This window comes from Kribbella sp. NPDC051137 (genome assembly GCF_040682535.1).
In the GTDB taxonomy this organism is placed as follows: domain Bacteria; phylum Actinomycetota; class Actinomycetes; order Propionibacteriales; family Kribbellaceae; genus Kribbella; species Kribbella karoonensis.
Genome location: NZ_JBFBBI010000007.1, coordinates 18,949 through 31,454 on the forward strand (window position 1 = coordinate 18,949; position 12,506 = coordinate 31,454).

19 protein-coding genes and 1 pseudogene are annotated in these 12,506 nt (G+C 73.0%); 12 read left to right on the forward strand and 8 right to left on the reverse strand.

Annotation, left to right across the window (positions count from 1 at the left end; all coding sequences use genetic code 11):
* Window positions 1–22 precede the first annotated feature (22 nt).
* Both AB0M51_RS35365 and AB0M51_RS35370 read right to left on the reverse strand, forming a co-directional pair.
* Window positions 23–922: pseudogene (locus tag AB0M51_RS35365) on the reverse strand (recombinase family protein); the annotation flags it as partial.
* 127 nt (window positions 923–1,049) lie between these two features.
* Window positions 1,050–1,217, reverse strand: a complete 168-nt coding sequence (locus tag AB0M51_RS35370) for a hypothetical protein (RefSeq protein WP_363752458.1) — start codon at window positions 1,215–1,217, stop codon at window positions 1,050–1,052.
* 89 nt (window positions 1,218–1,306) lie between these two features.
* Here AB0M51_RS35370 and AB0M51_RS35375 point away from each other — a divergent pair, with 89 nt between their 5' ends.
* The 10 genes from AB0M51_RS35375 (at window position 1,307) to AB0M51_RS35420 (ending at window position 7,878) form a co-directional block, all read left to right on the forward strand.
* Window positions 1,307–1,633 (forward strand): hypothetical protein, encoded by a 327-nt coding sequence (locus tag AB0M51_RS35375; protein ID WP_363752461.1) that lies wholly within the window; start codon window positions 1,307–1,309, stop codon window positions 1,631–1,633.
* Between the two features lie 212 nt (window positions 1,634–1,845).
* Entirely contained in the window at window positions 1,846–2,274 is a 429-nt protein-coding gene (locus AB0M51_RS35380; protein ID WP_363752464.1) for a helix-turn-helix transcriptional regulator, read from the forward strand.
* Entirely contained in the window at window positions 2,267–2,548 is a 282-nt protein-coding gene (locus AB0M51_RS35385) for a hypothetical protein (protein WP_363752467.1), read from the forward strand. The genes AB0M51_RS35380 and AB0M51_RS35385 overlap by 8 nt, the downstream gene beginning before the upstream one ends.
* Window positions 2,545–2,874 carry a hypothetical protein gene (locus tag AB0M51_RS35390; RefSeq protein ID WP_363752470.1) on the forward strand — a complete coding sequence of 110 codons (330 nt, stop codon included), beginning with the start codon at window positions 2,545–2,547 and terminating at the stop codon, window positions 2,872–2,874. The genes AB0M51_RS35385 and AB0M51_RS35390 overlap by 4 nt, the downstream gene beginning before the upstream one ends.
* Window positions 2,871–4,094, forward strand: coding sequence for an AAA family ATPase (locus AB0M51_RS35395; RefSeq protein WP_363752473.1), 1,224 nt, complete (start codon window positions 2,871–2,873; stop codon window positions 4,092–4,094). The genes AB0M51_RS35390 and AB0M51_RS35395 overlap by 4 nt, the downstream gene beginning before the upstream one ends.
* A gap of 294 nt (window positions 4,095–4,388) precedes the next feature.
* The gene (locus tag AB0M51_RS35400) at window positions 4,389–5,240 is read left to right on the forward strand and encodes a hypothetical protein (protein WP_363752476.1); all 852 of its coding nucleotides are present in this window, start codon (window positions 4,389–4,391) and stop codon (window positions 5,238–5,240) included.
* A complete protein-coding gene (locus AB0M51_RS35405) occupies window positions 5,237–6,781 on the forward strand; it encodes a terminase large subunit (RefSeq protein ID WP_363752479.1) in 1,545 nt (514 codons plus the stop codon). The genes AB0M51_RS35400 and AB0M51_RS35405 overlap by 4 nt, the downstream gene beginning before the upstream one ends.
* Before the next feature lie 53 nt (window positions 6,782–6,834).
* The gene (locus AB0M51_RS35410) at window positions 6,835–7,029 is read left to right on the forward strand and encodes a hypothetical protein (protein WP_363752482.1); all 195 of its coding nucleotides are present in this window, start codon (window positions 6,835–6,837) and stop codon (window positions 7,027–7,029) included.
* Window positions 7,026–7,622: a hypothetical protein gene (locus AB0M51_RS35415; RefSeq protein WP_363752485.1), complete on the forward strand. Its 597-nt coding sequence runs from the start codon at window positions 7,026–7,028 to the stop codon at window positions 7,620–7,622. Before AB0M51_RS35410 ends, AB0M51_RS35415 begins: the two co-directional genes overlap by 4 nt.
* A 46-nt stretch (window positions 7,623–7,668) precedes the next feature.
* On the forward strand, window positions 7,669–7,878 hold the full coding sequence (locus AB0M51_RS35420) for a hypothetical protein (protein ID WP_363752488.1): 210 nt from the start codon (window positions 7,669–7,671) through the stop codon (window positions 7,876–7,878).
* A gap of 61 nt (window positions 7,879–7,939) precedes the next feature.
* Here AB0M51_RS35420 and AB0M51_RS35425 read toward each other — a convergent pair whose 3' ends face one another.
* From AB0M51_RS35425 to AB0M51_RS35450, 6 genes are all read right to left on the reverse strand, one after another.
* On the reverse strand, window positions 7,940–8,131 hold the full coding sequence (locus tag AB0M51_RS35425) for a hypothetical protein (RefSeq protein WP_363752491.1): 192 nt from the start codon (window positions 8,129–8,131) through the stop codon (window positions 7,940–7,942).
* Complete coding sequence (locus AB0M51_RS35430; RefSeq protein WP_363752494.1) at window positions 8,128–8,592, reverse strand: hypothetical protein; 465 nt, start codon at window positions 8,590–8,592, stop codon at window positions 8,128–8,130. Before AB0M51_RS35430 ends, AB0M51_RS35425 begins: the two co-directional genes overlap by 4 nt.
* Before the next feature lie 123 nt (window positions 8,593–8,715).
* Window positions 8,716–9,129 (reverse strand): very short patch repair endonuclease, encoded by a 414-nt coding sequence (locus AB0M51_RS35435; protein WP_363752497.1) that lies wholly within the window; start codon window positions 9,127–9,129, stop codon window positions 8,716–8,718.
* Between the two features lie 11 nt (window positions 9,130–9,140).
* Window positions 9,141–9,779 carry an Eco29kI family restriction endonuclease gene (locus AB0M51_RS35440; protein WP_363752500.1) on the reverse strand — a complete coding sequence of 213 codons (639 nt, stop codon included), beginning with the start codon at window positions 9,777–9,779 and terminating at the stop codon, window positions 9,141–9,143.
* A 37-nt stretch (window positions 9,780–9,816) separates the two neighbouring features.
* Window positions 9,817–11,007 (reverse strand): DNA (cytosine-5-)-methyltransferase, encoded by a 1,191-nt coding sequence (gene dcm, locus AB0M51_RS35445; RefSeq protein WP_363752503.1) that lies wholly within the window; start codon window positions 11,005–11,007, stop codon window positions 9,817–9,819.
* A 141-nt stretch (window positions 11,008–11,148) separates the two neighbouring features.
* On the reverse strand, window positions 11,149–11,910 hold the full coding sequence (locus tag AB0M51_RS35450; protein ID WP_363752506.1) for a GntR family transcriptional regulator: 762 nt from the start codon (window positions 11,908–11,910) through the stop codon (window positions 11,149–11,151).
* 163 nt (window positions 11,911–12,073) lie between these two features.
* On the opposite strand from AB0M51_RS35450, the gene AB0M51_RS35455 reads away from it, so the two are divergent.
* Window positions 12,074–12,229 carry a hypothetical protein gene (locus AB0M51_RS35455; protein WP_363752509.1) on the forward strand — a complete coding sequence of 52 codons (156 nt, stop codon included), beginning with the start codon at window positions 12,074–12,076 and terminating at the stop codon, window positions 12,227–12,229.
* Entirely contained in the window at window positions 12,222–12,464 is a 243-nt protein-coding gene (locus AB0M51_RS35460) for a hypothetical protein (RefSeq protein WP_363752512.1), read from the forward strand. The genes AB0M51_RS35455 and AB0M51_RS35460 overlap by 8 nt, the downstream gene beginning before the upstream one ends.
* Window positions 12,465–12,506 lie beyond the last annotated feature (42 nt).

The window sequence follows — 12,506 nt, forward strand, 5'->3', positions numbered from 1 at the left end:
CGAGCCGCCGCGAGGCGAGGACGGCCTTCAGCTGCTCGATTTCGTCGTCGGAGAGAAGGGGCTCCAGCTGGATCTCGATCGCCCCGCCGCGCCTGCCGGTCGCGCGCCGGTGCCCGTGCCGGTTGACCGGCGCCGCCCAGACGAGCCGGCCGGCCTGGCCCTCGTGGTGCTCCAGCACGAGGCGGACACTGGCGTGCGACCAGGGGTTGCCCTTCCGCGTCGTGACGCCGAGGCCGTTCAGCCGCGCCGCGACCTCGGCCGTGGTGAGCCCCTCCTCGACGGTCCACGACCACATGCGCCTGAGGGTGTCGCACTCGCCGGTGCCGTCCTCCCGGAGGTCGGGCCGGGCGAGCCGGCCGGCCCGGGTGTTGCGCGGGTCGACCGGGAGGGTCGCGTACCCCCAGCACGGGCGGCCGGCGCCCCACTTCGGCAGGGTCAGGCCGTCGGGGAGCGTGACGGTCTCCGTGAAGCGGTCGCGCTGGCCGCGCGCCATCGCGGAGACGAGGCTCTCCTTCGCGGCCTGCGCGACGGACCCCTTGATGTTGGCCAGCAGCTCGTCGGACTTCGACGTGACCAGGTTCCCGTCCTCGACGGAGAAGGTCGCGACGCCGAGGTCCTGGAACCGGCGGCGGATCGCGAGCGAGGCCATCAGGTCGCGGGCGAGGCGGTCGTACCGGTCGACGACCAGCACGTCGAACTCGCCCCGCTCGGCCATCGCGAAGACCTTCTCCAGGTCGGGCCGCTCCGCGGTGTCCCCGCTGATCGCGTCGTGGAAGTGGCCGGCGTGGTTCCAGCCGTGCTGCGCGATCGCGCCGACGCTGGCGGCCTCCTGGGCGGCCGGGCTCGTGCCCGAGTCCTGGCGCTTGGTGCTCACCCGGCTCAGCGACACGGCGCGGAGCGGTCGGTCGGGCGTACTGTTCATGGGTTGGGTCCCTCCTCGGAAAGGGGCTCGACGTTTGCGGGGCCGCCCGGCAAGGCGGCCCCGCTCAGTTATGCCGCGCCCCGGCGCGGCCCGTACACCCGGGCCGATCGCTCCTGTTGCCGGAGCGTCAGCCGGCGCTGGGCTCGCCGGCGGCCGGGGGGTTGTCGCGCAGCCAGTCGGCCGCCTCCTCCCGGTACCGCCGCACGGCGTCCCGCCTGACGCCCTCGGGTGTGAACCGCCAGGACTCGCTCATCTCGTCGCCGGTGACCTCGTCGCCATCCACGTACTCCTCCATCGCCAGCTCCATTTCTTCGCATCGCTGTAGTTTCTGCAGTCAGTGTGCTGAAGCTGGCCGGGTTGTCAAGTCGCCTGTATCCTCCCTGCATGGAGTCAGCAGCGGAGCGGGAGATAGAGGGCCGGATAGCCGAGCTGGAGGCCGAGCGGGAGCGCATCGGCCGGCAGGTCGAGGCTCTGCGGGCCGGCCTCGCGGCGCTCCGCGGCGAGGACCCGCCGGCGCCGGCGCGGCCACGGATGAAGACGGCCGCGATCGTCGAGTCGCTCGCGGAGGGCCCGCTTACCAGGCACGAGCTGGCCGACCGGCTCGGCCTTGGCGACGGCCAGCTCGACGCGGTCTCCAGCTCGCTCGCCCACCTGCGCAGGACTGGGCGGGTCCGCCGCCTCGGGGACGGACGCTGGGCCCTGCCGGGCTAGTGTCGACCCTGGTTGCGGTGACCTTCTCCTCCTCGCAGTTGCATTGACCGACAAGCCCCGTCGGCACTCTCCCCGGTGCCGGCGGGGCTTCGTCGTTCCCGGCGGCGGCAGTACTTCCAAGCCACCGCGGATGCGGTCAAAACGGGCTACGGTCAACCTGTCAATGTCACGGGGAGTTGCCAGGACGCGCCCTCCCCGCCGAGGAGGGACCAATGGGCTCGAACCCACTACTGACGGCCGCCAAGGCGGCCGGACTCACCCTGACGGAAGTGGCCGAGAGGCTGGGCACGTCGGTCTCGTACGTGTCCCGGCTGGCGAGCGGCGAGCGGGTCATATCGGCCCGCCACGCCGAGACCGTGGCCGAGATGCTGGGCATAGCGCCCGCCGAGGTGCGGGCGATGTGCCGGCAGCGGCGCCCGATCTACGCAGGCGTCCTGAACGCCCGGCAGGGCCGGTCCGCGCGAGGGCTGGCCAAGGAGATGGGCGTCAGCTTCGGGATCCTCTACGACGTGCTGTCCGGCCGGCGGCCTGCGCACCAGAAACTCCGCGACGAGCTGCTCGCGTTCTTCCCGGGAGTCCCGGCCGAGATCCTCTTCGCGCCCGTCGCGCCGGACGACGAGGCGGGGTCCGACGATGCCTGAGACGACGACGCACAGCCGCTGGTTCTCCTGCTGGCTGACGGTGGCCGGGTTCGGGCCGTTCCCCTGCGGGCTGGGCCTGACCGAGATGAAGCGCCTCTGCGAGGGGGACCCGCGCCACGGCGACCTGCTCGACGACCTCGACTGCATCCACGCGGCCTTCTGCCACGACACCGGCCTGCCGCGCGTGAGCTCGGCCGAGTGGAGCCCGATCAGTCCGGCCGCACTGGGGCCGCTCGCCGGCCTGCTCTTCGGCGGCCAGGGGGCCGAGTCGTGAGCGCCGACGCCTACGCCCGCCCCGTGCCCTACTCCGAGCCGGAGTGGATGAGGGCCGAGCGGGAGAAGGGCCAGCGGTACCAGGCCGCGAAGAGGCAGGCCGTCGTGTGGCTCACGTCGCCCCACGGCCGGCGGGTCGCGGACCCGGGCCGGCAGGCGGACCACCTCCGCGAGGCCCTGCCCGAGCTGGGCCCGTCGGACGTGGCCGACCTGGTCGACCGGTACGGGTTCCGCGTCGGACGGGGCGGCGGCGCGGCCATCGGCGTGACCTGCCCGAACTGCGAGCACGCCTTCTCCGTCGAGCTCACCGGCGAGGTGCTCGGGTGAGCATCTTCGGGGCCGAGGACCGGCAGCGCCCCATGCCGAGCCCGTTCGACGACGAGGCACAGGCGCGGCTGTTCGGCCAGCCCGCGGCACGCAACGGCGCCGGGCCGAGGCCCGCCGGCAGGGGCCCCGCGCCCCTCGCGGCCGGGCCGAGGCAGACCTTCCGCGTGCTCACGCGCGACGAGGTCCGGACGCTGCCCGAGCCGGAGTGGCTGGTGCGCGGCCTCATCCCGCGGGTCGGGACCGGCCAGCTCTACGGCCCGTCCAACCTCGGCAAGACCTTCGTCGCGCTGGACCTCGTCCTGTCCATTTCCAGCGCGCGGGAGTACTGGCACGGATACGAGGTCCGGGTGCCCGAGCCGGTGCCGGTCGTGTACGTCGCCCTGGAGGACGAGGGCGACTGGAAGGCCCGCACCGAGGCGTGGGACCTGGCCAACCCCGGCTACGACAGCTCGCTCGCCCTGTCGGCCTTCCCCGAGGGGCTGGTCGACCTGTCCGACCCGGCCGCAGCCGCCGACTGGGTCGCCGCGTTCGCGCAGTACAGGCCGGCGGTGGTCGTGGTCGACACCCAGGCTCAGGCCTCCGGCGGGGCGGAGGAGAACTCCAACACCGAGATGGGCCGGGTGATGTCGAACCTGCGGCGGATCTCCAACAGGCTGCAGTGCTTCGTGATGACCGTCCACCACACCGGGACGACGGGCCGCAGGGCGCGCGGCGCCTCCGCGCAGATCGGCGCGCTCGACGTGGTCATCTCGGTCCTGCCCCCGTCCAACTCGGGGTCGGAGAACGCCAGCAGCGCCGCGCAGGCCGACTTCGTCGAGCAGCCGGTCACCGGCGTCATCGCGGTCGAGAAGAACCGGCGGGCGAGGAAGTCCGCGCCGACCGGCTTCAGGCTGGAGCCGCGCGGCGACTCGGTCTGGGCGAGGCCGGTCGCCCGCCGGGACTCCGTGGCCATCAGCGCGGCCGAGGCCGCCGGCCAGCGCAACCAGATCGCCCGGGCGCTGGTTCGGCTCCAGGGCGTCGCCGGCTCGGTGGCCGCCATCAAGAAGGAGATCGCCGACCACAACGAGGAGCTCGCCGCGTCGACCCGCGGCTTCAAGCGGGCGCTGGACGAGATGTGCGCGGACGGGACGGTCCGGAGGGACGAGGGCCAGGGCAACAACGGCGGGGCGCGGTTCACGCTGGCCGACGGCCGGGACCTCGGCGGGGAGGCCGCCCCGTGACCGGCCGGGCCCAGCCGGAGTGGAACGCGGGGGCGCCCCACTCGGGGGGAGTGGAGCGGGGGGCCGTTCCACTCCCGGGGCCGTTCCACTCGCGTTCCACTCACCAGGGCCGGAGGGGCGAAAAGTGCCCCTGACCTTAGGAAACGCGGCCGGCGGGACTGGAACGCACGGGCGTTCCACTCGCGTTCCACTCGCCCCACTGAGCAAGTGGAACGGGCGGAGGGGGGCACGTAGTGCCCCCGCCCGTACCGCTCCCAGAACCAACGACGAAGAACTGACGAAGGAGACGGCCGAATGACCGAGCACGAGGAGGGGCGGGAGGGCCTCGCCCGCGGCGGACAGGCGGGGCGGGGCGAGAGCGCCGCTCTCCCGTCCGGCGGGGATACGCCCGCACCTGCGCTAACGGTGCGGCTGGCCGACGGCACCATCGCCGAGCTCAGGCCCGGCCGCAACGACCAGCCCGACGGGTCGTGCCTGTACCTGCGCAAGGACGGGACGGTCAGCGTCACCACCGCGGCCAGGCCCGAGAACGCCAAGGAAAGCGGCAACAGCCCGATCGACCAAGACGGGCACCGGCAACAGGCCAGCCCGTACCACTGGGGCCACGCCCTCAGCACCCGGCACGGCGCCCACTCGCAGCGCAGGGTCGACCCGCTGGCGGACGAGCTGATCGCGGCCACGGTCGAGTCCGCGCCGTTCCTGGCCGAGCCGAGCTTCGGGCCGGCGCTGCGGGCGTGGGCGCGGGCCGAGGCCCGGTGCGCGCTGCTGGACGAGTACCTGACCGAGCACGGCCTGCTCGACGGTGACGGCGAGCCGAGGCCGGCGGCCGACCTGATGACGAAGATGGAGAACCTGGCGCTCAAGCACCGGACCCGGCTCGGCCTCGACGCGGCCAGCCGCGCCGGCATCGAGGCGTCCCTGACCTCGACGGCGGCCAGCCAGGCGGGCCTCGAGGCGGCCCTCGTGGCCGGCGCCGAGGCGCTCAGGCGCCGCCGGTCCGGGGCGGACGGGGGCACGGGCGCCGGCCAGGAGCCCAGGACGGCGCCCCCGGGCTCCGAACCGGCCGGGGCCTTGCCCTCGCCAGGGCCCGGCCTCCCGGCTGCCCAGGGGACGACCGGCCGATCCGGCGAGGGGGCGGCCCGGTGAGCGGCCAGGACCCGACGGGCGAGAGGGCGCTCGCGCTGTACTCGACCCTCGTCATGGAGGACGGCCGGACGGTCGGCGAGGCGGCCCTCGACGCCCAGATCGAGGACGCGGCGGCGGTGCTGGACCTGACCGGCCCGCGCCGGCACTGGCTCGGCCGCGGCCGGGGCGGGTCGAAGTCGACCGACGGCTCGGCGATGGCCCTCTGCGCGATGGTGACCCAGGCGCCCGTCGGGGCGAACCTGTACATCGGCGCGAACGACCGGGACCAGGCGGCCATCATCCACGACGCGGCGCGCGGCTGGATCCGGCGCAGCCCCCACCTCGCGGGCCTGTTCGACCCGAGGGCCGACAGGATCGAGCTCCCCGGCAAGGCGGCGACGCTGACGGTCCTGCCGGCCGACGGCGCCGGGTCGTGGGGCCTGCTGCCCTGGTGGGTGTTCCTCGACGAGCTGGCGCAGGCGAAGAGCACGGCGAACGCGCGGGAGTTCGTCGAGGCGCTCCTGACCGCCCTGCCGAAGGTCGCCCAGTCCCGCCTCGTGGTGATGACCACCGCCGGGAGCCCGCTGCACTGGAGCTACCCCGTCTACCAGGCGGCCCGCGGGTCGGCGCGCTGGCGGGTGTCGGACTGGACCGAGGCCAACGGCCTCGCGCCGACGCCGTGGCAGGACCCGGAGGAGCTGGAGGAGGCGCGGCGGTCCCTGCCGGCGGCCAGCTTCGAGCGGCTGTTCCACAACGTGTGGACCTCGGCCGACGAGGCGGTCTGGTCGGAGGAGGCGATCGCCGAGCTGGTCCGCCCGACGGCGGAGCCGCTGCCGTACTCCCGCCGGCACGCCTACGCGGTCGGCCTCGACGTCGGACTGACGGGGGACCGGACGGCGGTCAGCGTCTCCCACCTGGAGGACCACTCGCACCGCGACCACGCCACGGGGCGGGACGTGCACGACGGGCGCGCGGTGGTCGTGGACGCGCTCCGGTACTTCGAGGGGACGAGGGCCGACCCGGTCCGCCTCGCGACGGTCGAGGAGGAGGTCGTCTCACTGGCCCGCCGGTACGGCGGGGCGCCGGTGGTCTACGACCCGTACCAGGCCGTCGGCCTGTCCCAGCGGATCAGGGACCGGGGGTTCCGCGTCGAGCCGTTCAACTTCTCGGCGGCCAGCAAGCAGCGGCTCGCCTCGACGGCCATAGGGCTGGTCAGGGACGCGGCGTGGTCGCTCCCCGGCGACCCGGTCCTGGTCGAGGAGCTGCGCGGCCTCCGGGTCGCGGAGACGCCCTCGGGCCAGTTCCGCGTCGACCACCCCGCCGGCGGCCACGACGACGGGTTCACGGCGTGCGTCCTCGGCGCCCACCACCTGCTGGAGGCCGCGCCGGTGGTCCTTAGGTCGTCGGCGTATTCCGACGGGCGCCTGGCGGGCAGGGCCATCCAGCGCGACGACGCGGACGACGCCTACTGGGCCGAGGGCGGCGAGCGCGCCTTCATCAGGGGCAGGCTCGACCGGCTCGCGTCCGGCGGCGGGCAGGACTGGAGGGCCCGCGGGCGATGACTGCACGAGCGAACGAACGACACGGCAATCTACACACAACGAAGGAGAACGGCATGACCGACTACGCAGACAGGACGCCGGAGGAGGCGCGGGCCGCCTACGGCAGGGGCGCCGCCAGGGCGGCCGCCCGGTACCCGCAGGACCGGCCAGCCGGTCGCGCCGGCCTCGCCCCGCTCCCCGCCGAGGTCATCGCCGAGGCGATCGCGGAGGCGACCGGCCGCGCCGGCGCCGGGGAGGCCGGCAAGTGAGGCGGCTGCACGAGGCCGTCGCCGGCCACAGGCACTACAAGGCGTTCCGGGAGCAGTTCGACGAGATCGACGCCGCCGAGGCGAGGGCCAAGGCCCGCGAGGCGCGGGTGCTCGCCGAGCTGCGGGACCAGCAGGCGGCCCTCGACGAGTACAACCGGCACTGCGACGAGGCCGCGCTCGCCGGAGAGGAGCCGACGCTCAGCTACCCCGGCCCCGTCGAGACGCCGGAGAGCCGCGGGGTCCGCAACTCGACGGCGCTGTTCCACGAGCGCCGCATCGACATGGAGGAGCGGTTCCGGCAGTGGCTCGGGCGCAACGCCGACGAGTTCAGGCCGCGGGTCGCGGCCGAGCAGTCGAGGCTGGACGCCGAGGCCGCCGAGCTGGTCGCGCGGCTCCGGGCGGTGGCCTCGGAGATGGACCTCCTGCGGGACACCCTCGACCTCGTCAACGCCTGCACCGGCGCCGCGCGGGTGGTCGGCCCCCGGCCCTCCGCCGAGGCCATCGTCGCCGGCGGGCGGGGCCTGGCCACGGGCCTCCTCCCGCTCGGCGCCGCCGTCCTGCCGATGAACCTGGACGGCGTCGACATCGAGTGAGCCGGCGCCCCGGCCCGGCACGATGCGACTGAGAGGAGGTACCACGATGACGACACTCCCGCAGGGCTACCAGCTCCCGCCGGTCCAGGCCCCGGCCCCGTCGGCGGCCATGATCGCCTGGATGGCGACGATCCCGGCGCAGGCCGTGCTGACGAATGACGAGCGCGCCCGGATCACGAAGATCCAGCAGGGCTCGACGGACGCCCGGGTCACCAACCGCGCGACGCAGCTCCTCAACGGCACCGTCTTCAGCTGACGGCGCCGCAAAGGCGGAAGGGCCGGCCCAATCCTCCGGGGCCGGCCCTTCGTCGCGTTCACTAGTCCCGGGGGTCGTGGACCGACCCGTCAGGGTACTCGTCGGGCAGCTCGATCACGCCCTGGCGCCGGCGGTCGAAGTCCCGCAGCTCGAACAGGACGCGGACGCGGTTGCCCGTCATGCAGTCGTTGTTGCCGTCGGCAAGGATCTTCGCGACCATCCGGACCATGTACTCGTCGGAGTAGGTGGTCACTGCTCGGCACCGGCCTTGGCCAGCTGCTTGGCCTCGCGCACCTTCGCGGCGTAGCGGGCGCTCGCCTCGCGGGCGCGGTCCTGGGCGCCGGGGACGTTGGCGCGGTACCAGGCGGTGTGGTGCTTGGAGCACAGGCCGCGGGCGCGGGCGTCCGAGTCGCAGTCGGGCTTGCCGTCCTCGCCGACGTGCACGCAGGTCTCGCCCTTGTTCCTGGTCCGCGTCGACTCCTTGGCCGGCTTCTTCGCGGCGGCCCTCTTCCTCGCGGGCTTCTCGGCCGGCGTCTCGGCCTCGGCCTCGGCCGGCGGCTCGGTGGCCCTCGGCTCGTCGAGGACCCACTCGGGCCGGGGGCGCTTGACCTTCTTCTCCTTGGCGAAGGCGGCCAGCTCGGCGAAGGCCTCGGGGGCCAGCTTGGTGCCAGCCTCGCCGGCGGCCATCAGGGCGTTGTACTCGGCGCGGTTCATGTCGTCTCCCCATGTCTCGCATTCGAACTGGTGTTCGAAGCACTGATGAGAAACATGTCGCTGGGGAGCCGCCCCCGTAAGCGCCCTGGGGCAACAACATGGCAACTGTCCGACGTGGAGGGGCTAGCCGGCTGGGCCGCCGGCCGGGCCTCTGACGGCGGCCTCGACCACGTCCGCCGCCGCGCCGGGGTCACGCCGGACCTGGCTCTCCAGGACCCGCACGACCCGCCAGCCGAGGGATGAGAGCTCGGCGCCGACCTCGGCGTCCCGCTCGACGTTGCGGCGGATCTTTGCGACCCAGAAGGCCGGGTCGCGGTGGTTGGCGAACTGCTCCTCCATCGACGAGAACCCGCGCTCCCGCCAGCCGTGGCCGTGCCACATGTCGCCGTCGACGAACACGGCGACCCTGGCGCTCACGAAGGTCACGTCGGGCTTGCCGGGGAGCTGGTACCCGAGGCGGTACCTGAGCCCGCGCCGGTGGAGCTCCCGGCGGAGGAGGAGCTCGGGGACCGTGTCCCGGCTCCGCACCCGGGACATGATCCTCGACGTTACCCGAGGGTCGCGCGGTGCCATGGGAGGTAGTCGTACTCGGCGACCTGGCGCTGAATGGCGTACTGGGCCTCCGTGACCAGCGCCGCCAGGTCGTGCTTCTCGTCGCCGTAGGTCCTCGACCGGCCGGGGTGGACGGTGTCCCACTTCGTCCGCGCGCTGCTCCTCGTCGCCGAGCCCTGCTCGTGGCTGCCGAAGCCCGTCAGGATCGAGTTCCACACCGGCTGGTAGCCGACGCGGAGGCCATTCTCGCCCATGTCGATGTGGACGTCGGGCATGCACAGGAGCCTGACAGAGAACTCATCGAGATACAGGCCGCCACCGTCGATCGAGACACGGTGCTGCTTGATCCGGCTGTGCAGGGGTCGGAGTGACCTCGCCGTCCGGCCGGTCGCACTGTTGTGGGACCGGGCCTGCCCGACGTAGACGGGGATTGCGAGGTCGGCCAGCGGCTTGTAGAGCTCCTCCGAATCGCCGTGATAGTAGATCGCGTACAGGCCAGACCCCTCGAAGAGCGGCACCTCGTAGGTCAGGCCTATCGGCTCCTGCTCCTCGAACTCACGGCAGATGATGCGCGTCAGCGCCTCCGTGGAGAGAGGGTCGAAGAACTCGGGCCTGTAGTCGTGCTCGTCCGGCATACCCGCAGGCTAGACGACGACGCCGACAAGGCGGGACTCAGATCGAAAGCACAGCCCTCAGGCGCTCGCCGACCTGGCGGGCGACCCCTACTGCGACCGCGTTGCCGATGTGCCGCATCGCCGTCGAGCGCGCACCGGTGAACTGGTAGTCGTCGGGGAAGCCCTGCACCCGGGCGCTCTCGCGGACGCTGAGGTACCGGAGGGAGTCGTCCCGAAAGCGGATCATCGCCTCGCCCCCGCAGACGCCGTGGACGCCGGCCTTGATCGTCTTCGCCGGCAGGTCGATCGGGCTGCCGGTGTGGCCCGGGTACGACCGGGCGCCGGGGATGCCGACGTGGTTCGGGATCTCAGGGTGGGGGACGCCGTCGACTGGCGTCGGCAGGACCGTCGGCTCGCGGAGCATGTCGCGGACCGTGCGCCAGCGCTCGGACGTTGGCCGGCCCTTCAGCTTGAGCCGCTGGACCACGTCGTCGGTGAACTTGTCCGGGCGCTCCGGCTCCGGGATGTCGTGCTCCTCCCAGTAGACCGGCTCGACCCACTGGTCGTAGGCGAGCGCGGCCTCGGAGTGCGTCGGCTCGAAGGCGTCCCAGTCCCACTCGAGGCCGAGGTCCTCGCGGACCGCGACCATGAACACCCGCCGGCGGCCCTGCGGGATGCCGTAGTCGGCCGCGTTGATGATGCGGGGCTCCTGGACCACGTAGCTGAGCGACCTCGCCCCCCGCCGGGGCTTGGCGAGCCGGGCGGCGTGCTCGGTCCATGTCTCGTCGCGCCTGTGCGTCACCGACGGCTCGCGGAGCTGCGCGACGATGTAGTCGAAGTACGGCTTGAAGGAGGCGCGGGTCAGGCCGGGGACGTTCTCGAAGATGACCGCCTTCGGGCTGAACTTCCGGACCACGTCGAGCGCGGCGGGGAACATGTTCCGCGCGTCGGTGTCGCCGTTGTGCAGGCCGCCGAGCGAGAAGGGCTGGCAGGGCGGCCCGCCGGCGACCACGTCGACCTCGCCCACGTCCTCGGCGCTCGTCGACTTGAGCCACTCCCGGACGTCGCCGTCCCAGACCTCCGCGGAGGGCCACCGACCCTCGCTGTTGAGCCGGAGCGTGTCGCAGGCCTTGGAGTCCCACTCGACCAGGGACGAGTGCTCGAATCCTGCCTGGTGGAGGCCGAGGGCCATCCCCCCGCCCCCCGCGAAGAGCTCGATGCTTCTGGGGGTTTCGCTCTGCTTGGCCACGCCTCATCCTGGCACGGGCCTACCCCCAATTTTCGGACGGTCCCCGGTGCGCCGTGGGCATAGCGTCGGAAATACGGACGGTAGCAGCTCGACCCGCAACGGTGGGGCAACGAATCACCTAGGCCGGCACGTGCCCGAGCGTCACGCCCGCGGCGGCATCTCGAGCCGGTACGAGAGCACGTACCGCGCCGACGACACAACGATGTCGGCAGTCTCCACCGGGCGGTCCTCGACGAAATAGGTGCGCTCGATCACCAGCACCGGCACGCCCTGCGGGACGCCGAGCACCTCGGCCTCGTAGGGCCTGGCCGCGCGGCCCATCACGTCCTCCTTGACGTGCGTGATGTGCAGCCCGATCGAGTCGAACCGGGGCACCACGCCGGTGACAGGCCCGGACTCTGGCTGTTCGATCGGGGTGCCGCCTGTGATCGCGAGCGCCTCGAACGAGGTCGACAGCATGACCGGCTCGTCGTCCGCGAGGAAGCGGTACGACGTGCGCATCACCGGGGCTCCCGGCTCAATGCCGAGGCGCTCCGCGATGACCTTGGACGCCGTCGTCTTGCGGCTCTGGTAGTCCCACTCCGGGCGCTGCCCGCCGGCGGTGGCGACCGCCGCGAACGGTGAGCCGGTGGGGCGCTCGTTGTAGAGCTGCCCCAGTACGCGGCGGGTCGGCGGCGTCAGGGCGCGGACATACGACCCGCGCCCCTGCTGCTTGACGATCAGCCCCTCGGTGCGCAGCACGTCGAGGGCCTGCCGCACGACGATCCGCGAGACGCCGTAGTCCTCCATGAGCGCTGGCTCCGAGGGCAGCTTGTCGTCGGCCTGGAGCGCGCCCTCAAGGATCTGCGACCGCAGGTCGTCAGCGATCTGCAGGTAGGCAGGGCGACCAGAGAACGTGCTCACCCATGCCTCCTCGCGCCTGACTACTCGGTATGACGAGTTTCCCAGACGCGGGTGCATGAAATCGCCTCACGCGCCGGATGTCTGGCACGTGAGAACTTGTCTACTCATCATACCCGTTATAAACTGTTGCGCCTAGTCAGGGACCAGTGTCCGGGAGTGACAGATGACGACGGAACCCACCGGGTGGCCCGAGCTGCGGGCCGCCGACCCCGACCCGTGCGACAGCTCGAACCCGAGCACCGACCGGCCGTGCGTGCTGGGCTACCACAACGGATACCACCGAGACATGACCGGAGCGGAGTGGCTGGACGATGAGTAGGACGCGCAACGTCCGCGACCGCCGGCGCCGGCGCTGGGCCCTCCGCGCCTGGGCGATCGACCGCCGGAACGGCATCGAGCCCGACGGCTGGGACCCCCGCCGCGTTGGCCGCCTGCTGCCCTGGTGCGTCGAGGCCTACCTGGTGCGCGGCCCTGTCACGCCGAGGATGACGACACGCCAGTACCGCCGCGAGGAGTGGCGAGCCGTCGCCGGCCACCGGCGGCAGGCCCCCTGATGCCGGCGGGGCGGGCGTGCCGGCCCCTGCGCCCGCGCCCGC

Excerpts from the sequence above, each read along its gene's own strand:
- AB0M51_RS35370 (WP_363752458.1), bottom strand. The coding sequence starts at position 1,217 with ATGGAGGAGTACGTGGATGGCGACGAGGTCACCGGCGACGAGATGAGC.
- AB0M51_RS35375 (WP_363752461.1), top strand. The coding sequence starts at position 1,307 with ATGGAGTCAGCAGCGGAGCGGGAGATAGAGGGCCGGATAGCCGAGCTG.
- AB0M51_RS35380 (WP_363752464.1), top strand. The coding sequence starts at position 1,846 with ATGGGCTCGAACCCACTACTGACGGCCGCCAAGGCGGCCGGACTCACC.
- AB0M51_RS35385 (WP_363752467.1), top strand. The coding sequence starts at position 2,267 with ATGCCTGAGACGACGACGCACAGCCGCTGGTTCTCCTGCTGGCTGACG.
- AB0M51_RS35400 (WP_363752476.1), top strand. The coding sequence starts at position 4,389 with ATGACCGAGCACGAGGAGGGGCGGGAGGGCCTCGCCCGCGGCGGACAG.
- AB0M51_RS35410 (WP_363752482.1), top strand. The coding sequence starts at position 6,835 with ATGACCGACTACGCAGACAGGACGCCGGAGGAGGCGCGGGCCGCCTAC.
- AB0M51_RS35420 (WP_363752488.1), top strand. The coding sequence starts at position 7,669 with ATGACGACACTCCCGCAGGGCTACCAGCTCCCGCCGGTCCAGGCCCCG.
- AB0M51_RS35430 (WP_363752494.1), bottom strand. The coding sequence starts at position 8,592 with ATGAACCGCGCCGAGTACAACGCCCTGATGGCCGCCGGCGAGGCTGGC.
- AB0M51_RS35435 (WP_363752497.1), bottom strand. The coding sequence starts at position 9,129 with ATGTCCCGGGTGCGGAGCCGGGACACGGTCCCCGAGCTCCTCCTCCGC.
- AB0M51_RS35440 (WP_363752500.1), bottom strand. The coding sequence starts at position 9,779 with ATGCCGGACGAGCACGACTACAGGCCCGAGTTCTTCGACCCTCTCTCC.
- AB0M51_RS35455 (WP_363752509.1), top strand. The coding sequence starts at position 12,074 with ATGACGACGGAACCCACCGGGTGGCCCGAGCTGCGGGCCGCCGACCCC.
- AB0M51_RS35460 (WP_363752512.1), top strand. The coding sequence starts at position 12,222 with ATGAGTAGGACGCGCAACGTCCGCGACCGCCGGCGCCGGCGCTGGGCC.